The sequence below is a fragment of the Micromonospora musae genome (assembly GCF_003626635.1).
GTDB lineage: Bacteria > Actinomycetota > Actinomycetes > Mycobacteriales > Micromonosporaceae > Micromonospora > Micromonospora musae.
Genome location: NZ_RAZT01000003.1, coordinates 505,027 through 530,693, shown reverse-complemented (window position 1 = coordinate 530,693; position 25,667 = coordinate 505,027). Strand labels below are relative to the sequence as shown.

Annotated in this window: 27 protein-coding genes and 1 other RNA gene; 17 read left to right on the top strand and 11 right to left on the bottom strand. The window is 70.3% G+C overall.

Features of this window, described 5'->3' with window-relative positions; genetic code table 11:
- Positions 1-7: 7 nt before the first annotated feature.
- The 3 genes from D7044_RS08225 to mctP all read left to right on the top strand — a co-directional run bounded on the left by D7044_RS08225 (position 8) and on the right by mctP (position 4,595).
- Positions 8-2,464: a M14 family zinc carboxypeptidase gene (locus D7044_RS08225; RefSeq protein WP_120688421.1), complete on the top strand. Its 2,457-nt coding sequence runs from the start codon at positions 8-10 to the stop codon at positions 2,462-2,464.
- A gap of 239 nt (positions 2,465-2,703) precedes the next feature.
- Complete coding sequence (locus tag D7044_RS08220) at positions 2,704-2,946, top strand: DUF3311 domain-containing protein (RefSeq protein ID WP_120678469.1); 243 nt, start codon at positions 2,704-2,706, stop codon at positions 2,944-2,946.
- Entirely contained in the window at positions 2,946-4,595 is a 1,650-nt protein-coding gene (gene mctP / locus D7044_RS08215; protein WP_120688420.1) for a monocarboxylate uptake permease MctP, read from the top strand. The genes D7044_RS08220 and mctP overlap by 1 nt, the downstream gene beginning before the upstream one ends.
- Positions 4,596-4,712: 117 nt before the next feature.
- Here mctP and D7044_RS08210 read toward each other — a convergent pair whose 3' ends face one another.
- Entirely contained in the window at positions 4,713-5,186 is a 474-nt protein-coding gene (locus tag D7044_RS08210; protein WP_120678465.1) for a MarR family winged helix-turn-helix transcriptional regulator, read from the bottom strand.
- Between the two features lie 53 nt (positions 5,187-5,239).
- On the opposite strand from D7044_RS08210, the gene D7044_RS08205 reads away from it, so the two are divergent.
- The gene (locus tag D7044_RS08205) at positions 5,240-6,472 is read left to right on the top strand and encodes an MFS transporter (protein WP_120678463.1); all 1,233 of its coding nucleotides are present in this window, start codon (positions 5,240-5,242) and stop codon (positions 6,470-6,472) included.
- Positions 6,473-6,651: 179 nt separating this feature from the next.
- Here the strand turns inward: D7044_RS08205 and D7044_RS08200 are convergent, their stop codons facing one another.
- Positions 6,652-7,413: a sulfite exporter TauE/SafE family protein gene (locus tag D7044_RS08200; protein WP_120688419.1), complete on the bottom strand. Its 762-nt coding sequence runs from the start codon at positions 7,411-7,413 to the stop codon at positions 6,652-6,654.
- A 170-nt stretch (positions 7,414-7,583) separates the two neighbouring features.
- Here D7044_RS08200 and rnpB point away from each other — a divergent pair.
- Positions 7,584-7,998: RNase P RNA component class A (rnpB, locus tag D7044_RS08195), an RNA gene on the top strand.
- Positions 7,999-8,391: 393 nt separating this feature from the next.
- On the top strand, positions 8,392-8,607 hold the full coding sequence (locus D7044_RS08190; protein ID WP_233564899.1) for a hypothetical protein: 216 nt from the start codon (positions 8,392-8,394) through the stop codon (positions 8,605-8,607).
- A 312-nt stretch (positions 8,608-8,919) separates the two neighbouring features.
- Here the strand turns inward: D7044_RS08190 and D7044_RS32100 are convergent, their stop codons facing one another.
- The 3 genes from D7044_RS32100 to D7044_RS08175 form a co-directional block, all read right to left on the bottom strand.
- The gene (locus D7044_RS32100; RefSeq protein ID WP_147434602.1) at positions 8,920-10,080 is read right to left on the bottom strand and encodes a hypothetical protein; all 1,161 of its coding nucleotides are present in this window, start codon (positions 10,078-10,080) and stop codon (positions 8,920-8,922) included.
- A complete protein-coding gene (locus D7044_RS08180) occupies positions 10,080-10,583 on the bottom strand; it encodes a DUF4365 domain-containing protein (RefSeq protein WP_199716524.1) in 504 nt (167 codons plus the stop codon). The genes D7044_RS32100 and D7044_RS08180 overlap by 1 nt, the downstream gene beginning before the upstream one ends.
- Before the next feature lie 229 nt (positions 10,584-10,812).
- Positions 10,813-11,106 (bottom strand): hypothetical protein, encoded by a 294-nt coding sequence (locus D7044_RS08175; protein ID WP_120688416.1) that lies wholly within the window; start codon positions 11,104-11,106, stop codon positions 10,813-10,815.
- A gap of 459 nt (positions 11,107-11,565) precedes the next feature.
- On the opposite strand from D7044_RS08175, the gene D7044_RS08170 reads away from it, so the two are divergent.
- Positions 11,566-11,760 carry a helix-turn-helix transcriptional regulator gene (locus D7044_RS08170; protein WP_233564898.1) on the top strand — a complete coding sequence of 65 codons (195 nt, stop codon included), beginning with the start codon at positions 11,566-11,568 and terminating at the stop codon, positions 11,758-11,760.
- A 100-nt stretch (positions 11,761-11,860) separates the two neighbouring features.
- Here the strand turns inward: D7044_RS08170 and D7044_RS08165 are convergent, their stop codons facing one another.
- Positions 11,861-12,073, bottom strand: a complete 213-nt coding sequence (locus tag D7044_RS08165) for an HAD family hydrolase (protein WP_233564897.1) — start codon at positions 12,071-12,073, stop codon at positions 11,861-11,863.
- Between D7044_RS08165 and D7044_RS32900 the strand changes: the two genes are divergently transcribed.
- On the top strand, positions 12,060-12,929 hold the full coding sequence (locus tag D7044_RS32900) for a tyrosine-type recombinase/integrase (protein WP_267901588.1): 870 nt from the start codon (positions 12,060-12,062) through the stop codon (positions 12,927-12,929). The two genes, D7044_RS08165 and D7044_RS32900, sit on opposite strands and share 14 nt — an antisense overlap.
- Before the next feature lie 115 nt (positions 12,930-13,044).
- Positions 13,045-13,674: a hypothetical protein gene (locus D7044_RS08155; RefSeq protein ID WP_120688488.1), complete on the top strand. Its 630-nt coding sequence runs from the start codon at positions 13,045-13,047 to the stop codon at positions 13,672-13,674.
- 198 nt (positions 13,675-13,872) lie between these two features.
- On the opposite strand, the gene D7044_RS08150 is transcribed toward D7044_RS08155, so the two are convergent.
- Positions 13,873-14,370 carry a hypothetical protein gene (locus D7044_RS08150; protein WP_147434601.1) on the bottom strand — a complete coding sequence of 166 codons (498 nt, stop codon included), beginning with the start codon at positions 14,368-14,370 and terminating at the stop codon, positions 13,873-13,875.
- Between the two features lie 123 nt (positions 14,371-14,493).
- Here D7044_RS08150 and D7044_RS08145 point away from each other — a divergent pair, with 123 nt between their 5' ends.
- Positions 14,494-14,700 carry a hypothetical protein gene (locus D7044_RS08145; RefSeq protein WP_120678448.1) on the top strand — a complete coding sequence of 69 codons (207 nt, stop codon included), beginning with the start codon at positions 14,494-14,496 and terminating at the stop codon, positions 14,698-14,700.
- Positions 14,701-14,707: 7 nt separating this feature from the next.
- Here D7044_RS08145 and D7044_RS08140 read toward each other — a convergent pair whose 3' ends face one another.
- Positions 14,708-15,277, bottom strand: a complete 570-nt coding sequence (locus D7044_RS08140; RefSeq protein ID WP_120688413.1) for a TetR/AcrR family transcriptional regulator — start codon at positions 15,275-15,277, stop codon at positions 14,708-14,710.
- Positions 15,278-15,337: 60 nt separating this feature from the next.
- Between D7044_RS08140 and D7044_RS08135 the strand changes: the two genes are divergently transcribed.
- The gene (locus D7044_RS08135; RefSeq protein WP_120678444.1) at positions 15,338-15,823 is read left to right on the top strand and encodes an FBP domain-containing protein; all 486 of its coding nucleotides are present in this window, start codon (positions 15,338-15,340) and stop codon (positions 15,821-15,823) included.
- A 109-nt stretch (positions 15,824-15,932) separates the two neighbouring features.
- Here D7044_RS08135 and D7044_RS08130 read toward each other — a convergent pair whose 3' ends face one another.
- Positions 15,933-16,424, bottom strand: a complete 492-nt coding sequence (locus tag D7044_RS08130; protein ID WP_120688412.1) for an NUDIX hydrolase — start codon at positions 16,422-16,424, stop codon at positions 15,933-15,935.
- Positions 16,425-16,620: 196 nt separating this feature from the next.
- Here D7044_RS08130 and D7044_RS08125 point away from each other — a divergent pair, with 196 nt between their 5' ends.
- The 4 genes from D7044_RS08125 (at position 16,621) to npdG (ending at position 20,143) form a co-directional block, all read left to right on the top strand.
- Positions 16,621-16,824, top strand: coding sequence for a hypothetical protein (locus tag D7044_RS08125; RefSeq protein WP_120678932.1), 204 nt, complete (start codon positions 16,621-16,623; stop codon positions 16,822-16,824).
- Positions 16,825-16,906: 82 nt separating this feature from the next.
- The gene (locus D7044_RS08120; RefSeq protein WP_120688411.1) at positions 16,907-17,656 is read left to right on the top strand and encodes a histone; all 750 of its coding nucleotides are present in this window, start codon (positions 16,907-16,909) and stop codon (positions 17,654-17,656) included.
- A gap of 263 nt (positions 17,657-17,919) precedes the next feature.
- A complete protein-coding gene (locus D7044_RS08115) occupies positions 17,920-19,350 on the top strand; it encodes an RNB domain-containing ribonuclease (protein ID WP_120688410.1) in 1,431 nt (476 codons plus the stop codon).
- Between the two features lie 94 nt (positions 19,351-19,444).
- Positions 19,445-20,143, top strand: a complete 699-nt coding sequence (gene npdG, locus D7044_RS08110) for an NADPH-dependent F420 reductase (RefSeq protein WP_120678438.1) — start codon at positions 19,445-19,447, stop codon at positions 20,141-20,143.
- A gap of 304 nt (positions 20,144-20,447) precedes the next feature.
- Here npdG and panB read toward each other — a convergent pair whose 3' ends face one another.
- Together panB and D7044_RS08100 are read right to left on the bottom strand one after the other, a co-directional pair.
- The gene (panB, locus tag D7044_RS08105) at positions 20,448-21,293 is read right to left on the bottom strand and encodes a 3-methyl-2-oxobutanoate hydroxymethyltransferase (protein WP_120688409.1); all 846 of its coding nucleotides are present in this window, start codon (positions 21,291-21,293) and stop codon (positions 20,448-20,450) included.
- 122 nt (positions 21,294-21,415) lie between these two features.
- Positions 21,416-23,176: an NAD+ synthase gene (locus D7044_RS08100; RefSeq protein ID WP_120688408.1), complete on the bottom strand. Its 1,761-nt coding sequence runs from the start codon at positions 23,174-23,176 to the stop codon at positions 21,416-21,418.
- Between the two features lie 233 nt (positions 23,177-23,409).
- Here D7044_RS08100 and glnA point away from each other — a divergent pair, with 233 nt between their 5' ends.
- Both glnA and D7044_RS08090 read left to right on the top strand, forming a co-directional pair.
- Positions 23,410-24,759 carry a type I glutamate--ammonia ligase gene (gene glnA / locus D7044_RS08095; protein WP_120678432.1) on the top strand — a complete coding sequence of 450 codons (1,350 nt, stop codon included), beginning with the start codon at positions 23,410-23,412 and terminating at the stop codon, positions 24,757-24,759.
- Between the two features lie 65 nt (positions 24,760-24,824).
- Positions 24,825-25,517 carry a helix-turn-helix transcriptional regulator gene (locus tag D7044_RS08090; RefSeq protein WP_120688407.1) on the top strand — a complete coding sequence of 231 codons (693 nt, stop codon included), beginning with the start codon at positions 24,825-24,827 and terminating at the stop codon, positions 25,515-25,517.
- Positions 25,518-25,667: the final 150 nt, after the last annotated feature.

The following is a 25,667-nucleotide window of genomic DNA, read 5'->3' as shown; positions in this document are numbered from 1 at the left end:
CCTGTCCTTGTCGGTTCGTAGACTCGTACCCCGACTCGCCGCCACCGCGGTGGCCAGCGCGGTCCTCTCGACGGCGGCGTTGACCGCCCCGGCCACCGCGTCGGCGCTGCCGACGGTGCCACCGGCCGCCCCCGACCTCTCCGACATCCGGGGCTATCCCCAGCAGAACGTCCTGCGGGTCTGGCCCGACAACCCGGCGGACGCCTCCATCCCGATCGGCGTCATCCCCTACGACGACATCGCGCCGAAGCTCAACGCCCTCCAGGCCGCCAGCCGCCGGGTCTCCGCCCGGGTCGCCGGGCGCTCCGCCGGCGGCTACGACCTGTACGCGGTCACGGTGACCGCGCCGGAGAGCCGCGCCGAGGCCCGGCAGCAGGAGCTCTGGAAGCGTCGCATCGAGGACGAGCCGAGCCGAGCCCAGCGGGACCGGGCGCTGCTGGCCGGCTACAAGACCCCGCTCTTCGTCAACGCCAACATCCACGGCAACGAGTGGGAGGGCACCGACGCGGCGCTGCGGGTGATCGAGCAGTTGGCGACCGACACCAGCGCCGAGACGACCCGGCTGCTGGAGCGCAACCGGCTGGTCTTCAACATCACCTCCAATCCGGACGGCCGGGTGGCCGGCACCCGGCCCAACGCCGCCGGGTACGACCTGAACCGCGACCTGACGATCGTGTCGCAGCCGGAGACGAACCTGATCCGCGAGCTGATCGTGGACACCAAGCCGATCATCACCCTCGACCTGCACGGCTACGTCAACCCGACGCTGCTGCACCCCAGCACCCCGCCGCACAACGTGAACAACGAGTACGACCTGTACATCAAGCACGGCCTGCCGAACGCCCTCGCGATCGAGCAGGGTCTGCGTGAGCTCGGGTACGCCGAGACCCAGCGGGCCCGCATCCCGTTCCGCGACGACGAGCCGGGGGTGTGGGACGACTTCCCGCCGATCTACGTGCCGTCGTTCGCGATGTTGCAGAGCAGCATCCCCTACACGATCGAGGCGCCGCTGAACCCGCGCGGCAGCGACCTCACGCCCGCCGAGCGGGTCCGCCGCTCGGGCATCAACACCGACGTCCACGAGGTGGCGATCCGCACGTCGCTGCGGTACATCCAGGAGCACCGGGCGCAGGTGCTGCACGACCAGGCCGAGGTCTACCGGCGTGGCTGGGCGGGTGAACCGCTGCGGGAACTCCCGGACGGGTACGTGCCGGGGTGGGGTCCGGAGGACGACTACCGCACCACCTTCCCCCGCGCGTACGTCATTCCCGGCGGCGCCGGGCAGCGCTCCGAACCGGCCGCCGCCCGCCTCGTCGACCTGCTGATCGGCAGCGGTGGCCGGGTGTGGCGGGCGAAGAAGTCGTTCACCGCGGAGGGCCGGCGCTACGAGGCGGGCTCGTACGTCATCGACCTGCACCAGCCCAAGCGCGGCCTGGTCAACTCGCTGCTGGAGCCGGGCGCCGACATCACCGACCGGGTGGACGACCTCTACGCCGGCCCGGCCGCCTGGAGCCAGGGGCTGACCTGGGGCGCCACCGTGGACACCCTCTGGGACGAGCTGCCCGACGTGCGCCTGGAGCGGACGTACGACGGGGTGGCCGAGGGGTATCTGGCGCCCGGCAACGGGGACCTGCGCCTCGACCTGCGCGACGCGGCCGACCTGCTCGTGGTCAACTCGCTGCTGGGTAAGGGGGTCGCGGTGCACCGGCTCGCCGACGGGTCGGTGGTCGTACCCGGCACGCCGGGGAACCGGAGGCTGGCCGGCGCCGAGGTCCGGGCGCACGGCGTGACCTTCGAGCGGGCGCCGAAGCACTGGCGGGGGATCCGGCTCGACGAGGTCGTGGTCGGCTATCTCGGCACCGTCGAGGAGCGGGACACGCTGGCCGAGCTCGGCTTCCCGGCCCGTGCGCTGACCGCGAGCACGCTCGGCACCACCCTCACCGCGGACGTCGACGTGCTCGTGGTCGCCGGCAGCGTCAACCTGGCGAACCTGACGCCGGAGAACCGGGCCGCGCTCGACGCCTTCCTGGCCCGCGGCGGCGGTGTCGTCGGTGTGGGTACGCCCGGGGCGGGCTTCAGCAACGCCGCCGGTCTGCTCACGGTGACCGCGACGGCCGGCCCGAGCCTGGCGAGCGGGGTGGCCAACGTGGTCAACGCCGGTGGTCCGGTCAGCTCCGGCGCGGCCGAGCACTCCTTCATCAGCCAACCGGTCTGGTTCACCGGCCTGGGTGCCGGGGTGACCGTCGAGCAGTCGTACGCCGCGGACCCGCTGCTCTCCGGCTGGTGGGCGACCGAGGGGGCCGGCGGCCAGTCGGCGGCGGCCGACCGGGCCAGCATCGTCCGCGGGGTCTCCGCCGGGGGCAACGGCGTGGTGCTCTTCGGCACCGACCCGACGTTCCGCCTGCACCCGAAGGGTCTGCAGGCGCAGCTCGGTCGCGCCCTGCTCTGGGCGGCGCGGCAGTGACCGCCATCCGCTGAGCCCTGGGGCGGGCCCGGGTGCCGAAGGGCGCCCGGGCCCGTCCGGGTCGGCGCGAGCGTCCACCGGGGACGCCGGTGCGGCGATGGTCCGCCCCCGTGCGCCGTTCGGCGCAGCCCGCCCGCCGTTCGGCGCAGCACCTCCCGGACGGGTCGCGTGACGGCAGTCACACGGTCGTAGCCTCCGGCCGTTACAACGCGTGCTACGACTTCCCGGAGGTCTGTCACATGGCTGCACCGGACCCGGAGGCGCCGCCGACGGCGTCGACCAGGGCGAAGGACAAAAGCCCCTGGAACTGGTTGCTCTTCATCCCGATCGTGGTGCCGCTGGTCCCGGCGTTCTTCAACGGGGACTCGCCGCGCCTCTTCGGCTTCCCCCGCTTCTACTGGCTGCAACTCGCCTACATCATCCTCGGCGTGACCACCACCACCGTGGTCTACCAGCTCACCAAGAAGCGGGGTGATCGCTGATGTGGCGCGACCACCTCACCGAGATCATCATCTTCTCCCTGCTCTTCCTGCTGGTCAGCGGCATGGGCTTCGTGGCCGCCCGGTGGCGGGCGCCGAAGGACATGGCCCACCTCGACGAGTGGGGGCTGGGCGGGCGGAACTTCGGCGGCTGGATCACCTGGTTCCTCGTCGGCGGTGACCTCTACACCGCGTACACCTTCGTCGCGGTGCCGGCGCTGGTCTTCGGGGCCGGCGCGATGGGCTTCTTCGCGGTGCCGTACACCATCGTGATCTACCCGTTGGTCTTCCTGGTGCTGGCCCGCCTCTGGTCGGTCTCGCACCGGCACGGCTTCGTCACCCCGGCCGACTTCGTCCGCAGCCGGTTCGACTCGCCGGTGCTGGCGCTGGTCATCGCGATCACCGGCATCGTGGCCACCATGCCGTACATCGCGTTGCAGCTGGTCGGCATCGAGGCGGTGCTCAAGGCCATGGGCGTGACGGGGGAGAGCACCCTCGCCCGGCACCTGCCGATCATCGTGGCGTTCGCCATCCTCGCCGCCTACACCTACCAGTCGGGGCTGCGCGCGCCGGCGCTGATCGCGTTCGTCAAGGACTCACTGATCTACATCGTGATCCTGGTCGCGATCATCTACCTGCCGTACAAGCTCGGCGGCTGGGGCGACATCTTCGCCGCCGCGGACGCGAAGTTCGACGCGTCACCCGCTCCCGGTGACGGCGTGCTGCTCAACGCCAACAACCAGCTCCAGTACGTGACGTTGGCGTTCGGTTCGGCGCTCGCGCTCTTCCTCTACCCGCACAGCCTCACCGGCGTGCTGGCGAGCCGGAACCGGGACGTCATCAAGCGGAACATGTCCGCGTTGCCCGCGTACAGCCTGCTGCTCGGTCTGATCGCGCTGCTCGGCTACATGGCCATCGCGGCCGACGTGACGCCGCTGCCCGGGGCGTCGGAGGGCACGGTGGACAGCAATACGGTCGTGCCGCTCCTCTTCGACCAGCAGTTCCCGAGCTGGTTCACCGGCATCGCGTACGCGGCCATCGGCATCGGCGCGCTGGTGCCGGCGGCGATCATGTCGATCGCGGCGGCGAACCTCTTCACCCGCAACATCTACAAGGAGTACCTGCGGCGGGACGCTACCGCGGCGCAGGAGGCGAACGTCTCGAAGATCACCTCGCTGGTGGTCAAGATCGGCGCGGTGGCCTGCATCGTCTTCCTCGACCCGCAGTTCTCCATCGATCTCCAGCTCATCGGCGGCGTGATCATCCTGCAGACGCTGCCGGCGGTGGCGCTGGGCATCTACACCCGCTGGTTCCACCGGGGCGGCCTGGTCGCGGGCTGGGTGGCCGGCATGGGCCTCGGCATGTGGATGCTCTACCAGATCTCCAGCCCGACCCGGAAGCACTTCGCCGGCTCGGCGTTCCCGCTGGAGAAGTTCGGCTTCGACACCCAGAAGACCATCTACGTCGGAATCGTCGCCGTGCTGGCCAACCTGCTGGTCGCGGCGGTGGTGACGCTGGCGCTGCGGGCCGCCAAGGTGGCCGAGGGCGTCGACGGCACGGCGCGGGACGACTACTTCGCCGACGAGGGCGATCCGCGGGTCACCCCCGGTGACCGCGCCGGCGCGGACGCCGCCCCCGAACCGGTCGCATGAGTGGAGGGGCCCTCGGTCGACGCCCGGCGTCGACCGAGGCCCCTCCACGTCGCGGCTCGGGCCTCGGCGGTCCCGGCTCACCGGTGAGGGCCAGCGCGCCCGGCGGGCCGCGCTGGCTCAGCGGTGGGGGCGGTGTTCCAGGGCCTCGTTGAGCCGGTGCAGCATGTCGGCGAGGGTGTCCCGATCCTCCGGTGCCCAGCCGGCCAGGATGTCGCCGTAGAGCCGGGTGCGGGCCGCCTGCACCGCCGCCATCCGTTGCAGGCCGGCGGGGGTGGGGGAGACCACCATGCCCCGCCCGTCACGCGGGTCGGGTTCGCGGACGATCAGGCCGTCGCGCTGCATGGCCGAGACCTGCCGGGTCACCGTCGAGCCGTCCAGGTTGAGTCGGGCGGCGAGTGCGGAGACGTTCTGCTGCCCGGCGTCGGCGAGGTGCCGCAGGATGACGTACGCCGCGCGGTCGAGCACCCGGTGCTCCGCACCGGTGCGCCGCCGGGTGGCCTCGCCGAGCCGCATCAGCATCGCCACCTCGGTCTCGATCCGGCCGAGGGTGACCTCGTCGTCGTCGGCGCCCGTGGAGAGGTCCGCATTCATAGCTGTATGATACAGGATAATTACCTGTAAGATACAGCTATCTGGGAGGCGGAGTGGATCGGCGCGCCGAACCGAACCGCAGTGCCATCTACGCCACCACGCTGGTGGCCTTCCTCGCGATCGCCGGCATCGCCGTGGTGGACCCGATCCTGCCGGCCATCGGGGAGGCGATCGGGGTCACCGCCTGGCAGGTCGAACTGCTCTTCACCGCGTACATCGCGGTCATGGCGGTGGGCATGATCCCGGCCACCCTGGCCAGCGGCCGCTTCGGCTTCAAACCGGTGCTGATCGCCGGTGTCTCCGTCGTCGGGATAGCCGCCATCCTCGCGTCGGCCAGCGACAACATCGTCCAGCTGAGCGTGCTGCGCGGCGCCTGGGGCCTGGGCAACGCCATGTTCTTCGCCACAGCCATGGTGGTACTGGTCAACCTGGCCGTCGACCGGGAGTGGGTCGTCGGACTCTTCGAGACCGCCCTCGGCCTCGGCTTCGCCGTCGGCCCCCTGATCGGCGGCCTGCTGGGCAAGATCAGCTGGCGGCTGCCGTTCTTCGTCTGCGGCGTGTTCATGGTGCTCGCCCTCGCCGTGGCCGCCCGCAAGCTGCGCGAGCCCGCCAACCGGCAGGCTCCCGTCCGGGTCGGACAGATCTTCGGCACCTACCGGCGGCCCGCGTTCATCGCGCTCTGCCTGATCACCGCGGCGTACAACTTCGTCTTCTTCGTGGTCCTCGGCTACACGCCGCTCTTCCTCGGCCTCGACGTCGTACCGCTCGGGCTGGCCTTCACCGGCTGGGGCCTCGGCCTGGCCGCCGGCATCCTGCTGATCGGGCATCGACTCGCCCACCGGATCGGCGCGGTGCAGACAATCGGCGTCGCCATCGTCGGGCTGCTCGCCTGCATGGTGCTCTTCGCCACCTCGACCAGCACCACCGAGTCCCTGGTCGTGCTGGTCCTCTCCGGACTCTGCATGGGCCTGGCCAACGCCAACCTCACCGACCTCGCCCTCGGCCTCGGCTCGGCCGACCGCCGGGTCGCCACCGGGGCGTTCAACCTGGTCCGCTGGGGCGCCGCCGCACCCGCGCCGATCATCTCGGGCAAGCTCGCCGAGCACTCGCTCGGCCTGCCGTACTGGGTCGGCTTCGCGGTGCTCGCCGTCGGTGTGCTGGTCTACCTCGGCACCGCCCACCTGATGGCCGCCGGCTACGGCGAGCGGGTGCTCTGGTCCCGCTGGAACCGGGCCGCCGCGGGCGCGGAGGGCGCGCCGGAGGAGCCGGTCGGCGAGGCGTACTGACCCACCGTCCCCCGCCCGCGCCGCCCCGCCGCACCACCCTTGCGGCGGGGCGGCGCGCCTCGGCGCCCCCGAGGCAGCACTTTCACGGAAAGTGCTGCCTCGGAGCGCGTTGAGGCAACACTTTCAGGGAATCTGTCCGGATCTTGTGCCCCGGTCCCGCCCTCGGGAGCGGGTGGGCGTCAGCCGAGGGCGCGCCAGAGCAGGAACAGGCCGATCACCGAGCCGAAGAGCACGATCACGGTCTTCAGCACCACCGGGGGCAGCCGACGCACCAGCCGCGCACCGACGTACCCGCCGACCAGGGTGGCCGGCGCGACCACCGCCACGGCCGCCCAGTTGACCGGCCCGAAGAGCGCGAACACCACCAACGTGGTCAGCCCCACCACCGCGGAGAGCAGATTCTTGATCGCACTGACCCGGGCCAGCGTGGCGTCCAGCACCAGGGCCAGGCCCGCCACCAGCATCACCCCGAGCGCCGCGCCGAAGTAGCCGCCGTACACCGAGCCGAGCGCGACGATGCTCTGCACCGTGACGGTACGGCGGCGCGGCGTCAGGTCGCGCGGGTGGCCGACCAGCCGGCGCAGCGGATCCTGGAACGCCAGCACCGCGGTCGCGCCGAGCACCAGGAACGGCACGACCACCTCGAAGGCGCGCGCCGGGGTCGCGAGCAGCACCAGCGAACCGGCGATCGTGCCGAGCACGGCGGTGGGCGGCAGCGTGGCCAGGGTGCGCGCGGGCGGAAGGTCCATGCGGCTCCCGGCGACGCTCGCCACGTACCCAGGAAAGACCGCCACCGAGTTGCTGACGTTGGCCGGCACCGGGGGGAGCCCGATCGCGATCATCGCGGGGAAGGTGATGAGGGAACCACCACCGGCCACCGCGTTGACCGTGCCCGCGGCGAGGCCGGCGGCGAGCAGCAGCACGGCGTGGGAGAGGTCCATGGTCCCCCGAGGCTAGTCCCCGCCCATCCGGCCCGAGCGGCGGGCAGCGCACCGGTCGCCGTGACCGGTTGCCCCATCTGTCTCATACCGGGTTTGACGTCCAGGATCTTGCCGTGGCGGGCCGGCAATAGTCGGCCGCCCGGCGTCGTTAGGATGAACAGCGCGACGGACGAGTCGACCGGGCGGTCGCGTCGGCGGGCCTCGAGCCCGCCGCCGAGGAACGTCCGGACTCCACAGGGCAGGGTGGTTGCTAACGGCAACCCGGGGTGACCCGCGGGACAGTGCCACAGAAAACAGACCGCCGGCCCCATCGGGGACGGTAAGGGTGAAACGGTGGGGTAAGAGCCCACCAGCACCCCGGGTGACCGGGGTGGCTCGGTAAACCCCACCCGGAGCAAGGCCAAGTAAGGGCCGTCACCGCAAGATGACGACCCCGCGCAGACGCTCGAGGGCTGCCCGCCCGATGTCTGCGGGTAGGCCGCTGGAGCCTGCCGGCGACGGTAGGCCGAGATGGATGGCCGCCGCCGGCGCGAGCCTCCGGGCGCGCGCCGCGCACAAAATCCGGCGTACAGGTCGACTCGTCCGTCGCCCACCAGCTCAGAGCCGCGATCAAGGCTTCTGATCTGGTTCTATGCCCGTGTGTCGATGGTCGTCCTTGGTCAGCTTTGGCCGGCATCTGACGCCCTGAGGACGCCCTGACGCCCTGGAGACGCCCTGAGCGCGGGCTCAGTCGATCTTTCCTTGGACCGCGCCGGCTGCGCCGTCATGGGGGCGTTGTCGGGGTCGGCACTCGGGGTGTGGGAGCGGGGCCGGGGGCGGCGTGGGAGGGCCGGGTACGTTCTGGCGGCGGGAGCTGGCAAGCCAGTCCCGGGGTTGGACTGGCGCGGCAGCCGGAAGCCCCGACCACGCGACCAGGCCGACCCCTGGCTTCCGTAGCGGCCTCGGTGATCCCATTCATGGATGAGGTGGGATGAGTGCGTGCCGGAGTTGCTGGAGCACCTGGGGGAGATGGGTCTCGTCGGGCTGGTCAAGATTGACGGGGAGCGGGAGCGCAAGCCCTGGACCGTGGTGATCTCGGGTCAGCGGCTCGACGGTGCGGCGATCAGGGTCGACGGCCACAGCCTCGATTACTGCCTGAGGCATGCCGTCGCCGCGCTTCACGACCGCTTCCCGGACGAAGTCGCGCTGAGCTGAGACCCGACTGTGGGGCGGTGTCCCGGCGACTGTCGGTGGCTCACCGCCCCGGCGCCGTAGGCGGCCGGGGCGGCTTGCCGCCGGCCGGGCTTGCCGCCCCCGCACCGCGCGGAGCGCGGTGCCTTGATCCAAAAGAGAGCAATTCGGCAAGGTGCCTGTCGGCACGTTTGTCCTCTGTCGACTGATGTGCGACAGGCGTCCGGCAACTGATCTGCGACACCTCAGCGCGCTGGTCGCGGCCAGAAGCGTGCACCACCTGATCTCGGTGGGCAAGGCTCGTGCGATGGTTCCTGTCGTGACGCAAGGTGTGGGTTAGGTGCTAGGCAGTCGTTGCTCAAGCTCAAACGAGTGAACATCCATGACGGGCTGCTTTCCCTCTTCGATATGAAGGTTTCCGCGCACCATGACCGAGCATCTTTTGTGACTCTCGACGGCCTTTTCGTAATTGTCGCGATCAAGGTTCATTCGAATCACTCGCCGCTTGCCGCCAACTATTGCGTGGACTCGCACCGATCCGCCAACATCCTCCGCTTTGCTGGATAGGACTTCAACCCATCCGTAGATCACTTGCTCTCGGTCTTCAATATCTTTGCGAAGGCCGCGAGCGATCCGCCGTAGCCGGGGAACGGACTCAGACGGGAATGCAAAGTGCTGTTTCACCCCTCCGGGTGGAGTTACGGCAGGCGCCCACTTAAACCCAACCTCAAAGTCTTGAACCGAGGGATCGCGTAGCGATCGGAGAACGCCATCGCATAGTTCGTACGAGATACCCTCTCCAACTCCGTCATAGACATCACGGTTACTCGGCTCATTTTCGCTCACGACGCCTAGTTCGTGCAGGACAGTCAAGCCTTTGGCAAGTGTGACGACCATGCGTCGGTCGAAGGATAGCTCTTCCACCTCTTCAACGAGGCGTGGTCGATCGTTCTCCCATGAGGCGTCAGGAACGCGCGCTTTAGTAATCACTGGAACAACGTACGACCCGGGGTGGGTGTGTCCCACTAGAACGTTCCTTGCCTGTTCTCTGGCTCGCTTGGGGACGGCGTGACCGAAATAGCCCCGACGCTTGAGGGTGGCGGAAGCTGCGGCAATCACCATCTTCTTAGCCGAATAGAATAGCTTGTGGCCGGCGTCGAGAGGAAAGACCGTGCTATCAAGCTCGTGGTCGGCGGAAACGTTGGTCACGTCTACGAACTGCCGGCTCATCTCGTCTCGGATTTGATCGCCCGAACGACGTTCATGGGCTTCAAGGTCTTGCAGGAGGATCTTCAGGCGAGTCCGGAAGTCTGGGGCCGAAGAGATTCGGGGAACGAGCAGTTCTAAGTCTTCATTGCTGTTCGAGTTTCTTGGGGTCCAAATCTGCGCTACCCGGCTCGATGTTGACACGTTCCATCCGGAGCGTGTGAGGTAGCTAGAAATCTCGTTCGGGCCAATAGAAAGCGAGACGGCGGAGAGTTCGTCGGTAGATTCCATCACGCGGCCATCCCTTCGCGTGTGCCCAGCGCATGTCGACGCGAATGCTCGAACATGCGGTCAAGCGCGTCTCCATCAAGGCGGCTAGCGAATGGGAGGTGGATGACAGTTGTCGATGACGTATTGACTGCGGGCCTGTCCTGGATGCATGCGTAATAGGCTGTGCATCTCAAGAGGAAGAATTCGTCATCGTGCAGGTGGATCCAGTCTTTGATGTCTCTGGGGACGATCATGACGAACAGGTATCCAGGAGCTGACCGGTCCGCTTCCCGAAGTTTGTCGTACGTCTTAATGTCCAAGTCAAAGGCGTACGAGTCGCCTAGCCTTCGCAACTCTTGGGTGCACTTTAGTTGGACATCCACCATTCGACCGCGTCGACGTAGTGTCGTATCGACACCGTCTTTGTCGACTGCCCAGTCGCCCAGCGTGCAGCCTTCCCGCGCCGCGACCGCGTGGAGGTAGGCGCGGCTAATCTGCTCTTTTTGCCAGGTTTCAGCATCCAATTACAGCCTCCCCTCGATCGCTACCTGACGGAACCTATCCTTCACACTGAGCAACTGGGAAGGGGTTGAAGCATGGCAGTTTGGGTTGTTAGTCATGTTCGTGTAGCTGCTACGTCCGGTCTGAGTGGCGGAGTGGGATGGCCTCTGATCCCAGTCGGAGCGCAAGAGCGGCAAGAGAGCATGCTGGCCACAGTGGCTGTGGGGGGCGACGGTTCTGCTGGTCGGCTGCTCAGGCGCCGGGCTCCGTGGTGCTCGATCTTGAAACCAATGAGGCGTTCAGCGAACTAAGTGCCCTCGGCCGTGGTGCGGAAGGTAGGTGCAGCAACTTCACGCCCGCCATCAACACGTACAACTCTCTGCGAGATGCTGCGTCACCATTCTTGTCTAACTGGTAGCCGTCCAGCCATGCCCAGCCGTCGTAGGTGTGAAAGTCGGAGCGGATCTTGATAAGGCGGAAGAGGATCGGCCGTACGAACTGCGGGCTGGCTGCGCGGGTCAAGTGCAGCACGTCACCGGCCTTCACGTCGGCCCTTCCTGTCTCGCCAGGCGCGTAGGGTCTCTCGGGCCTCTGTCACGCGTGGGCATCCATCATGCGTGCACCGAGGGCAGGTGGCGCGGTTGTGGAAGTCGACGACGTTGCCGGCCATCAGGACGAGGAACGGGGGCTCTGGTCGCTGCTGCGGGATCGACATGGCCTACCTCTGGTCGAAGCGCGTCGCGGCGTTCCTGGAGCGCCAGAGTCCTGCCTTGGTCATCAGGGGTGGCTCTGGTGCGGGGACGGCGGCGCGACCAGTCCATCTCTGCGGCTCTCGGCCGTACGTCGATGGGGTCGGCTCACCGGCTACGTAGTCGACAGGTTGGTCGGGGCGTTGGAACCACTTGAACCTAGTCATGCGTAAAGAGTAAGCGACCAGTAGCAGCGCGAACTAGGTCTCCATCAACTTGACGCACGCCTAGTCGGCAGGTGCCTAGCGTCAGTGTCATGGGCAAGAAGCTGCGGTTGGTGGGTTCGGGGGAGATCCGAACCCTGCTCGGTGGCGTCTCGCGCCAGCGCGTCTACCAGATCACCAACCGGCGCGACTTCCCTGAGCCCGTAGCCACGCTCCAGATGGGCAACGTCTGGCTTGCAGAAGATGTTGAGGCGTGGATCGCTGCCAAGCGCGGGGACCTGGATTAGCTCCAAGGGCTCCACCGCGACTTCGCGCCGAGGTGGACCGACGACACGAGAAACGCCCCGGTGACGATCTCCCGGGGCGCTCGTGTGCGGAGTGGTGGTGCTACAGCTCGTCGACGGCGAAGGCGGTCACCAGTTCGGCCATGCTGTCGATGACGACATCGGCGGCGGCGAATCGTTCGCGCTTGCCGGGCTTGTTGGCGTATCCGATGGCGGCGACTCCGGCGGCATGGGCGGCCTCGATGTCGCTGACGGAGTCACCCACGAGGACGCATTCCGCCGGCTCCGCGTCCAGCTCGCGAATGGCTGCCAGCACGCGCTCCTTCGACGAGTCGACCCGGGAGAGCACGGAGTTCCGGGTACGGAAGCACCTGCTGCCGTTTTTTGGCTCTCGGCAACTGGCGTCGATCAAGCCGGGGCTCATTCGGGAGTGGGACGCGCGCATGGTTGGCAAGCTGGCTCCGGCGACTCGGGCCGTGGTCTTCGCCCATCTGCGGACCATCCTCGGCGCGGCGGTCGATGACGAGCGCATCGCCAAGAACCCGTGTTCGGCAAAGTCGGTCAAGCCACCGCGACCGGTTCAGCGCCGCGTGGTGCCTTGGCGGTACGAACAGGTTTCGGCAATCCGCGGTGGCCTCGCCCGGCGGTACCGCGCGATGGTCGATCTGGGCGCCGGCTGTGGGCTGCGGCAGGGCGAAATTCTGGGGCTCGGCGTCGACGACATCGACCTTGACGCGGGGTGGGTCCACGTCTCACGTCAGGTGAAGCTTGTCCGCTCCCGGCTCGTCTTCGGTCTGCCCAAGAACGACCGTGACCGGCGGGTGCCGCTGCCGGACTCCGTCGCCCGGGTGCTGCGGCAGCACGTCGACGACTTCGCCCCGGTGCCGCTCACTCTGCCGTGGGAGAACCCAGCCAGCGACGAACGGGTCACGGTGCCACTGCTGTTCACCAGCACCCGGCGCGGTGCGATCAACCGTCGCACCTTCGACGACAAGAGTTGGCGCCCAGCCATGCTGGCGGCCGGCATCACGCCGACCCGGGCCGCCGGGATGCCGCGCTACGGCACTTCTACGCCTCGTCGCTGCTCGACGCGGGGGAGAGCATCAAAGCCCTCGCGTCCTACCTCGGGCACGCCGACCCTGGCTTCACGCTCCGGGTCTACACGCACCTGATGCCGGCCAGCGAGGAACGCACCCGCAATGCGATCGACAACCTGTTCGGGCCTGCGGCTGAGGTTCCGGGACCGCGCCCGTGACAGCGTTGTGCCTGACGGCCAGACTCGTCCGGGTGGAACTTGTTGAGTTGGGTGTGGTCGCTGCCCCATCCGGTGTCTTGGTCCTCGCGACGGTCGGGCACCTCGACTACATCTGGCCGAGCATTGGCGAGCGGCTTTCCGATCGTGCGGTGGCGGTCGCTGCCACTGGTGGTGGCCACATCCAGGAATGGCTGTTCGAGGCGGTCGCCGTACCTGTCGACGCAGACCGTCCGCTTTCCGTGCTGGCGGCCTGCCAGCCGTCCCCGTTCTCCGGCGAGGCCGCCATCACGATGCTTGAGGTTCGTCTGGGCGGAGAGAGGGCCGGCCGGTTGCTCGGTGACCTTCCGGCCGACCGGTGCGGCATGGTCCTGGGCGACGCCGTCGCACTCGATTCGTGGGTCGGCCTGTCCATGGAGCCGCATATCGACTACGACAACTTTCGTCGGTCCGCCAAGAACCATCCGCTGCACGTCGGCTCGGTCGAGGTTGCCGGCTGCCCCGTCCTTGGCATCGGCTGGAGCGAGGGCGACCATTCGATGCGTCACCGGGGAGAGCGGGCAGCGGGTCACGTCTACCCGGTGTCGGTTACCAGTGACCACTCATCCCGAACCGTTCTGCGGTGGGACGTTGACCCCGCCAACGTTCGACCTCCGACGGCCTGAGAGTGGCCTGATTCTCTCTGACGCCCTGGCGACGCCCTGAGCGGGTATCTGGCAAACGAATCGCCTGCTCAGAGCACTAATGAACTTCATAATCCGGCGTACAGGTCGACTCGTCCGTCGCCCAACAGGGTCAGCCGCCTCGACCACGGCTGCAACCTGCCCACCGAGGCCGGCTCACTCCGGGTCTTCCTGCGGTGGCTACCGATTCACGGGCGCAAATGTGACGATCTGGTCAGGCCGATTCGGTCGCTGGTCCAACGCCGGATCGCAGGCGATGTCGACGATGTCGACGTGCGGATCCTTGTCCGCCACCCCTGACAGCCGAACGCAGAGCCGGACGTGCACCTCAGCGGCGATATAGCCACCACCGTGGCCGGCCTCGTCATAGGCGACGTCCACCTCAAGGTGTCCGTCCTGGCCGGTTCGCTGCCCGAATACCACCCCGTGGCGGTCGGCGGCGCTGGCAGCTGTCGCCAGGGCGGTGAGCTGTTGTTCCGGAGTCTGAGTTGCGCGCTTCGGATCGGCGAGCACGGCGCTAGCGGTGTCCTGAGCGAGTGCGGCGCGAGATCGCACCGCATCGGTTGCTGCCTTCGTCGCTTGCCCTTCCGAGTCCAGACCACAGCTGGTCAGGCACATCAGCGTGACGCCCGCGAGAATGAACTTCCTTGCGGGCGTCACTCGGATCGCTCGGGTCACAGATCGATCATATCGACGGCCTTGTGTGGGGTAGACCGGCATCGCCCACGCCCTGGCAGCGCAAAGGTCGACTCGTCCGTGGCCCGCCAGGCCGCCTGGACGACATGTAGTAGCGTCGATGGGATGACGCTCGTGGTGGTTCTCGTCGTACTCGTGGTGCTGCTGGTCGCGGCGTTCGTCTTCGTCGGCTGGCGGGACCGCAAGCGACTCTCCGGGGCCGAGGACACGGCCGCCGCCCGTGATGCCGCCTCGATCCAGGAGCAGCACGCCGCCGAACGGCACGGTGTGCAGGGTGAGGTGTGGCGGCGCGGTCAGGCCGGCAACGGCTGACCGCCGCTCACTGCGGGGGCCAGTTCCTGAGGATGGAGTCGAGGGCGTCCAGCGACCTAGCCCACGACGCGTCCACCTCACGCGGGGTGTGGCGGAAGCCGCCGGAGCGCTCCAGGCTCACGTACCCGTGGAAGGTGCTGTGCATCATCCGTACGGCGTCGGTCTGGTCGGGTTCGGAGAGCTGGTAGCCGCGCAGGATCGCCCGCGTCATCTCGGCATGCCGGGGGCCGGCGCTCGCCGCCGCCGTCTCCGGATCCAGGTCGATCTGCATCGCGGCGTACCGGCCCGGATGTTCCTTCGCGTACGCCCGGTAGGCGTTGGCGAAGGCCACCAGCGCGTCCTTGCCGGCGCGGCCGGCGAGCGCGGCGGCGACCCGGTCGGCCAGCTCCGACAGGGCCAGCAGCGCCACCCGGACCCGGAGGTCCTGCGCGTTCCTGATGTGCGAGTAGAGGCTCGCGTCCTTGACGCCGAACCGGCGCGCGACCGCCGAGACCGTCACGTTCTCGTAGCCGATCTCGTCGGCCAGCTCCGCCGCCGCCACGGTCAGGCGCTCGGCTGTCAGTCCCGCACGCGTCATGGGCAGCACTCTACACCTAGAGATCTTAATGGTTTGCCTAATGGTGTTAGGCTAGTTCCTATGACACCCCTCACCGAGCCTGCCATCCGCGCCGCCTTCGTGAACTGCACGAAGGGCGAGGTCACGCGCCTGGCGGTGCCGAACGACCTGGCCGAGCGCCAGTGGTCCGACCTCGACTTCCTCGGCTGGCGAGATCCCGGGGCCCCGGAGCGGGCCTACCTGGTCGCCGAGTCCGCAGGCGAACTCGTCGGCGTGGCGCTGCGGGTGGCTTCCCAGACCGGGCGGGTGCGGCGCAGCATGTGCTCGCTCTGCCTGACCACACACACCGGCGACGGCGTATCGCTGATGACCGCGCGCAAGGCCGGACGGGAGGGGCGGCAGGGCAACTCCGTCGGGGCGTACATCTGCACCGACCTGGCCTGCTCGCTCTACCTACGCGGCAAGCGGAACGCCGGACGGCGGATCGACGAGTCCATCACGTTGACCGAGAAGGTCGAGCGCACCACGAGCCACCTCGCCGCCTTCCTGGCCAAGGTTGTCGGCTGACCCGTCGGCTGCACCGGTGATCGACTCGGTTTCTTGTATGTCGGGGTGTCCTGTCATGGGGATGCCCCGACTTCATTGAGGTCGGGTCGGCGCTACACCGATCGTCGGACTAGTTGTCGTCCCAGTCGGTGCCGGCGGGCAGGTAGAAGGTCTGCTCCGCGCCGGCCAACGCCTGCGCGACGACCAGCCGGGCGTGCGCGTCGAGCTTCGGCAGCCGGTCGGGCGCGAACCACTCCACGGCCTCGGACTCGTCGTCGTTGACTCGGGCCGTGCCGCCGAGCAGCCGGCACTCGAAGCCGAGGTTCAGGTACTCGCAGCGGTCACCGTTCGGATAGGTGTGCGGGTGGGAGACCACGCTGGTGAGCCGGATCGGCTCGACGGCCAGGCCGGTCTCCTCGCGTACCTCCCGGACGACTGCGGAGGCCGGTTGTTCCCCCGGCTCGACGATGCCGCTCACCACCGACCACCGGCCGTCATCGGCGCGCTTGCCCAGCAGCAGTTCGTCGGCGTCGTTGCGGACCACCGCACTGACGCTCGGCAGCCAGAGCAGGTCGTGGCCGATGTGCTTACGCATCCGCAGGATGTAGTCCGGTACGCCCACCCGGCGACCCTACCCCCGCCGATCGCGCCGGCCCGCCCCGGCGACGAGTGCCCGGGATCGCCGGGGGACCACACCGCGAGTAGTCTTTTTGTCGGATTCTGCCCCGGATCGCCTGATCCGTCTCTACTGTGGATACGGTCGGTGACTTGTGGTGTTCCGCTGGCGGCCGGGTGGTTCGCGGTGCACAGTGAGCTTCATGAGCGACAGCGGACTTGGTACGCACTACTACTGGTGCGTTCGACACCACCGGGTCGAGACCGATGCCGACGTGTGTCCGGCGAGGCACGTTCTCGGCCCGTACACCTCGGCCACCGAGGCGGAGAACGCGCTGCAGCGGGTGCAGGAGCGTAACGAAGCGTGGGAGGCCGAGGACGCCCGCTGGGCCGGGGAGGACAGGTAGACGGCGCGGGACGGCCCGCGTCGAGGTACTCCGTGCTCCGCGAGGAGACACGCGAGAGCACGTCCCCAAGGAGGGAACCGAGATGGCCGTAACACCGAAGGCCACCCGACCGGCCGCGAAACGTACCACCGCGAAGAAGACCGCCGCGGCGGAGCGGAACACGACCGCCAGCCGCACCACCCCCGCACGCCGGACCACCGCGACGGCCGCCAAGGCGCCGGCCAAGAAGGCGGCCGGCGGGGCGGGCCGCGCTCCGGCGAAGAAGACCACCGCCGCCAAGGCCCCCGCCAAGAAGGCCGCGGCGAAGGCCTCCACGACCACCCGGAAGGCCACCGGCACGGCGAAGAAGGCACCCGCCAAGGCCTCGACGGCCGCCAAGAAGACCGCCGGCGCGGCGAAGAAGACCACGGGCGCGGCCAAGCGCACCACCACGGCAGCGGCGAAGAAGACGACGGCGGCGGCCCGCAAGTCCACGACCGCGGCCCGCAAGAGCGCCACGAGCACCGCCCGGAAGACCACGAGCACCGCGAAGAGGACCACGGGCGCGGCGAAGAAGACCGCCGCGAAGAAGGCCCCCGCCAAGAAGGCTCCCGCGAAGAAGGCCCCGGCCAAGCGGACTACCGCCACCACCCGCCCCACGGCCGCGCGCAGCACCGCCGCGAAGAAGGCTCCGGCCCGCAAGGCGACCGTCAGCACCGCGGGCGTCGCGCGGAAGGCCGCGGCCAAGAAGGCTCCGGCCCGGACGGCGGCGCCCCGCAAGGCCACCCCGACCAGCACCCGCGCCACCACCGCGCGCGGTGCCACCGTCGCGGCCCGCAAGTCCGCCCGCTGACCTGCCGCGCCGCCGGTAAGACCGGGGTAGCTCACCCGGATCCCGCCGTCGGCACCCGTACACCGGGGTAGCGGGCCGGCCGGCTCCCGGCCGGCCGGCCCGCCCCGCAGCTCGGCCGGCACGGACCTCGGCCGGCCCGTTGGTCCCGCCGATGCCGATGCCGATGCCGATGCCGACGCCGACACCGACGCCGCGCCGGTCCACGGTGCGTGCCCGGCTGCCCGGGGCGGGCGCAACGCCGCCCGCACTGTCAGGATGGGCGCGTGGTCATCCGACGCGTCCTCGCGCCCCGCATCGACTTCGCCGCGCTGCGCCGCGAGCTGGGACTCCCCGAGGAGTTCCCGGCGGCGGCCCGGCAGGAGGCGGACGCCGCAGCCGCCGACCCGCCCCGACCCGGCGTCGACCGGACCGATGTTCCGTTCCTGACGGTGGATCCGGCCGGCTCCCGTGATCTCGACCAGGCGATGCACCTCAGCCGCCGCCCCGGCGGCGGCTACCGGGTGCGGTACGCGATCGCCGACGTGGCAGCGCGCGTCCGTCCCGGCGGTGCGTTGGACGAGGAGACCTGGCATCGAGGTCAGACCGTCTACCTGCCGGACGGCACCGTGCCGCTGCACCCGAAGTCCCTCAGCGAGGGCGCCGCGAGCCTGCTCCCCGACGTCGACCGCCCCGCCGTCGTCTGGACCATCGACCTGGACGCCGACGGCGCGACGGTCGCGGTCGAACTGGAACGGGCCCTCGTTCGCAGCCGCGCCCAGCTGGACTACGCCGGGGTGCAGGCCGGGGCCGACGAAGGCCGGCTGCCCGAACCCATCGCCCTGCTTCCGGAGCTCGGCGTACGGCTGACCGAGCGCGGACTGCGCCGCGGGGCGATCAACCTGCCGCTGCCCGAGCAGGAGGTCGAGGCCGACGGTGACGGCTGGCGGTTGGTGCTGCGCGGGCCCGTGCCGATGGAGGAGCACAACGCCCAGATCTCCCTGCTCACCGGGATGGCGGCGGCCGACATCATGCTCGCCGGGCGGATCGGGCTGCTGCGTACGATGCCGGCGCCGAAGCCGGAGGCGGTGGAGCGGTTGCGTACCGCCGCCGCGCCGCTGGGCGTGCACTGGCCCGAGGGGGCCAGCCCCGGCGAGGTCATCGCCGGCCTCGACCCCGCGCAGCCCCGGGCGGCGGCCTTCATCGACCAGGCGGCCGAGCTGATGCGCGGGGCCGCGTACACCGCCTTCGACGGCGAACTGCCGCAACAGCCGGAGCACGGCGGGGTCGCGGCCGCGTATGCCCACGTCACGGCCCCGCTGCGACGGCTCGCCGACCGGTACGCCACCGAGGTCTGCCTGGCCCTGCACGAGGACCGCCCGGTGCCGGACTGGGCGCGCGCGGCGCTGCCCCGGCTGCCGGAGGTGATGGCGACGACGGATCGGGCGGCCTCCGCCGCCGCCCGCGGCGCGGTGGAGCTCACCGAGGCGGTGCTGCTGGCGGAGCGGGTGGGGGAGGTCTTCGACGCGGCGGTCCTCGACGTCGACGCGCCGCCGAACGGCCGTTCCCGCCCCCGGCCGCCCGGTGGGACGGTGGCCCTGGACGATCCGCCGGTACGCTCCCGCTGCCTCGGTGACCTGCCCCTCGGCGAACGGATCCGGGCCCGCCTCGTCAGCGCCGACCCGGCCGGCCGGACCGTGCTCTTCGAACGCGCCTGACCGGCGTCCGCCGTCGCGCCCGGCGCGGGAGCGGTCCGCCCGTGCCGGGTGCCTGCCTCTCGGCGGGTGGCCGGGGGTTTGCGAGGATGAGCCCATGGGATACGACGCGAGCACGCTGCCCGACGTGACCGGGCTGACCGTCGGCATCATCGGCGGCACCGGTGACCAGGGGCGAGGCCTCGCCTACCGGTTCGCCCGGGCCGGGCAGACGGTGCTGATCGGATCGCGCTCCGCCGAGCGGGCCGCCGCCTCGGCGCAGGAGATCGCGGCGTTGCCGGGCGTGCCGGCCGGGGCGAGCATCGCGGGCGCGGACAACGAGGAGGTGGCCCGGGACAGCGACGTGGTCATCATCGCGGTCCCGTGGGACGGGCACGCGGCCGTCGTCGCCGCCCTCGCCGAGCCGCTCGCCGGCAAGATCGTCGTCGACTGCGTCAACCCGCTCGGCTTCGACAAGCAGGGTCCGTACCCGCTGAAGGTGGAGGAGGGCAGCGCGGTGCAGCAGGCCGCTGCACTGCTGCCCGACTCCCGGGTCTGCGCGGCGTTCAACCACGTCAGCGCGCCGCTGCTGGCCGACCCGGAGGTCGACCGGATCGAGCTGGACGTGCTGATCTGCACCGAGGACCGGGACGTCGTGGGCGTCGTCGCCGCCCTAGCCGCGCGGATCCCCGGCATGCGCGGGATCTACGCCGGCCGGCTGCGCAACGCCCACCAGATCGAGGCGTTCACCGCCAACCTGATCGCCATCAACAAGCGCTACAAGGCGCACTCCGGCATCCGCGTCACCGATCTCTGACGGTCACCCCGCCGGCGTTCGACGGCGGGCGGCGAGGTGCCCGGCAGGACCGTGACCCGGCCGACGCCGGTCGACCTCGCCCACGGGGCCGGGGGGCCGGACGCCGGCGCGCTGCCCCGGCATCCGGCCAGACGCGCGGCGAGGGTCTGTTTCATAAGACCGTGCCCGGCTGCGCCGGCCCCAGGCGATGACCGGCCGCGTTGGAGGTTCGTCCGGATACCACACCGGTATCCGCACGAACCTCCGCCTTGCCGGACCGCCGCCTGGGACTCGGCTCGCTCGGGCGAGCCTTATGAAACAGACCCTAGAAGGTGTGCTCGGCGGTGGGGAACTGGCCGCCGCGTACCTCGTCGGCGAAGCGCTGGGTGGCGTCGGCGAGGGCGCCGGCCAGGTCGGCGTACCGCTTGACGAAGCGGGGCGCCCGGCCGGTGCGCAGCCCGGCCATGTCCTGCCAGACCAGCACCTGGGCGTCGGTGGCCGGACCGGCACCGATGCCCACCGTCGGGATGCTCAGCTCGGTGGTGATCCGCTTCGCGACGTCGCCCGGCACCATCTCCAGGACGACGGCGAACGCGCCCGCCTCGGCCACCGCCCGGGCGTCGGCGAGCACCTCCTCGGCGGCGTCGCCGCGCCCCTGCACCCGGTAGCCACCGATGGCGTGCTCGCTCTGCGGGGTGAAGCCGATGTGCGCCATCACCGGAATGCCGGCGCCGGTGATCGCGGCGATCTGCTCGGCGCAGCGCCGGCCACCCTCCAGCTTCACCGCGTGGCAGCCGCCCTCCTTCATGAACCGGACGGCGGTGCGCAGCGCCTGCGCCGGACCCTCCTCGTACGAGCCGAACGGCAGGTCGCCGACGATCAGCGCCTGGCGGGTGGCCCGGACCACCGCGCGTACCAGCGGCAGCAGCTCCTCGGCGGTGACCGGGATCGTCGTCTCGTAGCCGAAGACGTTGTTCGCCGCCGAGTCGCCGACCAGCAGCACCGGGATGCCGGCCTGGTCGAAGATCGACGCGGTGTACTGGTCGTACGACGTGAGCATCGGCCACCGCTCGCCGCGCTCCTTGGCGGCGATCAGGTCACGGGTGCGTACCCGCCGGGTCGCCGGCCCGCCGTAGAGGGCGGTCACCTCGGTCGGGGTGGACTCCACCATGGCTCTCTCCTTCCTCGAGGCCGCGTGCGCGGTCCCCGGGTTCCGCCGCGATCGTCGCACCGGACGACCCGGCGGCGGCAGGGCGCAGTGGAGGATTTCACTCCGACACCGACCGGGGTACGTCAGCCGTCCTCCCGCCAGCGGTTGGTGATCGGGAGCCGCCGGTCCCGACCGAAGGCCTTCATCGAGATCTTCGGGCCCGGCGCTGCCTGCCGGCGCTTGTACTCGGCGGTATCCACCATCCGCAGCACCTTGTCGACCACCGCCGGGTCGTGCCCCGCCCCGACCAGCCCGTCGCGACCGAGATCGCCGTCGACGTAGCCGATCAGGATCGGGTCGAGTACGTCGTAGTCGGGCAGCGTGTCGCTGTCGAGCTGGCCCGGGCTCAGCTCCGCGCTCGGCGGCTTGCCGATGGAGCTCTCCGGGATCGGCGGGGTCTCGCCGCGTCGTACGGCGTCGGCGTTGCGCCACTTGGCAAGCCGCCAGACGAGCGTCTTCCAGACGTCCTTCACCGGGTTGAAGCCGCCCACCGAGTCGCCGTAGAGCGTCGAGTAGCCGACCGCCAGTTCGCTCTTGTTGCCGGTGGTCAGGACCAGGTGGCCCTCCTGGTTCGACAGTGCCATCAGGATCACCCCGCGTACCCGGGCCTGGAGGTTCTCCACCGTCACGCCGGAGAGCGACAGGTTGGCGAGGAAGGCGTCCACCATCGGCTGGATCGGCTCGATCCGGTAGTCCAGCCCGGTGCGCTTGGCGAGGTCCGCCGCATCCTCCCGGGAGTGCTCGGAGGAGTGCTGGCTGGGCAGGGAGACCGCGACCACCCGCTGCGGGCCGAGCGCGTCGACGGCCAGCGTGGCCACCACGGCCGAGTCGATGCCGCCGGAGAGGCCCAGCACCACCGACGGGAAACGGTTCTTGTTGACGTAGTCGCGCAGGCCGAGCACCAACGCGTGCCAGACCTCGGCCTCGTCGGCGACCGGCTCGATCGTCCCGCCGACCGCGGGTGGACCCACGGGGGCCGGCAGCTCCTCGCTGACGGTCGTCCGGAGCACCCGTAGCCCGTCGGCGAGCCGTTCGCCCGTATCGACCGGCTCCCCGGCGGCGGGCAGCTCCAGGTCGTGCACGAGCAGGTGCTCCACGAACTGGGGGGCGCGGGTGAGCAGCTCACCGTCGGCCGAGACGATCATCGAGTCCCCCTCGAAGACCAACTCGTCCTGCCCGCCGACCATGTTGACGTACGCGATGGCGGCGTCGGCCTCCGCGGCCCGGCGGCGGACCAGCGGCAGCCGGATGTCGTCCTTGTTCAGCTCGTACGGTGAGCCGTTGATGTTGACCACCAGGCCCACCCCGGCCTGGCGGGCCGCGGCGAACGGGCCGCCCGCCTGCCACAGGTCCTCGCAGATGGTCACGGCCACGTCCACCCCGCCGATCCGCACGACGGTGAGCATGTCGCCGGGCAGGAAGTACCGGTCCTCGTCGAAGACCCCGTAGTTGGGCAGGTGGTGCTTGAAGTAGCTGGCCGCCACCACGCCGCGGTGCAGCACGGCGGCGGCGTTGCGCGCGCCCCGGCCCGGCTCGGCGTCGCCGGAGACCTGCGGCGGCCCGTCGGCGTCCAGGTAGCCGACGACCACCGGCAGCTCGCCCAGCCCGTCCGCGGCGAGGTCGGCGGCGAGCCGGTCCAGCGTCGCCTTCGACGCCGCCACGAACGACCGCCGGAAGACCAGGTCCTCCACCGGGTACCCGGTCAGCATCATCTCGGGGAACGCGACGAGCTGAGCTCCCGCGTCGGCGGCCCGGCGCACCCAGTCGCGGACCAGGCGCGCGTTGCCGGCGAGGTCCCCGACGGTCGGGTTGACCTGGGACAAGGCGATACGCAGGGTGGGCATGGCCCCATCTTTCCCCAGAGCGTCGGGCCGACACCACGGGCGCGGGAGACGCCGGAGTTCCCCGACCCGGGGGCCGGCGGCCGGCGGCGCGGCCCGCCGGCCTGCCTGCCGGCGCACGACGGGACGGGTGCCGGCCCGTCGCGTAACGTCGGCGTAACCAGGCCGGTGGAGACTGGTCGGTCAGGCCGCGCCGGCCCGGCCGGCGGTAACGAAGAGCGTCACGAGGGGTGGAAGTGGACCGTCAGCAGGAGTTCGTCCTCCGTACGCTGGAAGAGCGGGACATCCGGTTCGTCCGGCTGTGGTTCACCGACGTGCTCGGCACGCTCAAGAGCGTCTCGGTCGCCCCCGCCGAGCTGGAGGCCGCGTTCGAGGAGGGCATCGGCTTCGACGGCTCCTCCATCGAGGGCTTCGCCCGGGTCTTCGAATCGGACATGGTGGCCATGCCCGACCCGACCACCTTCCAGGTCTTCCCGTTCGAGGGTGGCGTCAGCGGCGAGAGCGCCCGGATGTTCTGCGACATCCTGCTTCCCGACGGCAGCCCGTCCTGGGCCGACCCGCGGCACGTGCTGCGCCGGGCGCTCTCCCGGGCCGCCGACAAGGGCTTCACCTTCTACATCCATCCGGAGATCGAGTTCTTCCTGCTCGAGGACGGCCCGCAGGACGGCTCGCTGCCCACCCCCGTCGACACCGGCGGCTACTTCGAGCACACCACCCACGCCGTGGCGCGGGACTTCCGCCGCCAGGCGGTGCTCTCCCTGGAGCGGATCGGCATCTCGGTGGAGTTCAGCCACCACGAGGTGGCGCCCGGGCAGCAGGAGATCGACCTGCGGTACGCCGACGCGCTCACCACCGCCGACAACATCATGACCTTCCGGCACGTCGTCAAGGAGGTGGCGCTCTCCACCGGCGTGCAGGCGAGCTTCATGCCGAAGCCCTTCACCGACCAGCCGGGCAGCGGCATGCACCTCCATCTGTCGCTCTTCGAGGGGGAGCGCAACGCGTTCCACGACGGCGGCGACCCGATGAAGCTCTCCAAGGTCGCGAAGTCCTTCATCGCCGGCCAGCTGGTGCACGCCCGCGAGTACACGGCGGTCACCAACCAGTGGGTCAACTCGTACAAGCGGCTCTTCCCGCAGCACCTGCCGGACCGGATCACGGAGAGCCCCGCGTACGTCTGCTGGGGTCACCTCAACCGCTCGGCGCTGGTGCGGGTGCCCGCGTACGGGAAGCCGAACTCGGCCCGGGTCGAGGTGCGCTCGCCGGACTCGGCGGCGAACCCGTACCTCGCCTTCGCGGTGCTGCTCGGCGCCGGCCTGAAGGGGATCGAGGAGGGCTACGAGCTGCCGCCGGGCGCCGAGGACGACGTCTGGTCGCTGACCAGCGCGGAGCGGCGCGCGATGGGGTACGAGGCGCTGCCGGAGAACCTCGCCGAGGCGATCGACGTGATGGCCGGGTCGGAACTCGTCGCCGAGGTGCTCGGTGAGCACGTCTTCGACTTCTTCCTGCGGAACAAGCGCACCGAGTGGGAGCAGTACCGCCGCGAGGTCACCCCGTACGAGCGGCAGCGTTACCTGTCGCTCTGACCGGTTCCACCGCAGGGACGTACGGGTCGCGCGGGTTCGTCGTACCCCCGGCCTAGCCTGACGCGGTGAACCGCACCGACCGCCTCTACGCCCTGGTCGAGGAGCTGCGGGCGGTGTCACCGCGGCCGCGCAGCGCCCGCTGGCTGGCCGCGCGCTTCGAGGTGAGCAGCCGCACCATCGAACGTGACATCGGCGCGCTCCAGCAGTCCGGGGTGCCGATCTGGGCCGAGCCGGGCCGCACCGGCGGCTACGTGCTGGACGGTGCCCGCACCCTGCCGCCGGTCAACCTGACCGCGGCTGAGGCCGTGGCGATGGCGATGGCGCTGCACCGGCTGCGCGGCACGCCCTTCGCCGCGGCCGCCGCCACCGCGCTGCGCAAGCTCGTCGCCGTGATGCCGGCGGCGGACGTCGCCGAGGCGCACCGGCTCGCGGGCCGGGTGCACCTGATCGGCGACGGGCCGGTGACGCCCGTCCCGGCCGCGGTCGCCGACGCGGTCCTCGCGCGGCGGGTGCTTCGCATCCGGTACGCCGACCGCAGCGGCGCCGACTCGCTGCGCGCGGTGGAGCCGTTGGGTTACCTGGGCAACCCGCGGCACTGGTATCTGCTCGCCTGGTGCCGGCTGCGCGCCGGAGTCCGCGCCTTCCGCACCGACCGGATCGTGTCCGTGCAGCCGCTCTCCGAGGTGGTCACCCGGGAACTGAGCCTCGATGACCTCGACATCCCCCACGAGCGGGTGCGCCCGCTCAGTCTGGTCTGAGCGCGGCCGGCCACACCTCGCCGCCGGGGTGGAGCCCGCGCGGCGCCGGTGCGGAAGTTCGTGGACCTGCCCGGGAAACACCGACAGCACGGTGTCGCGAGCGAGGCCGAGGCTGGTTTCTGACAGCGCCGGCCGGGTGGCCGGCGCGTG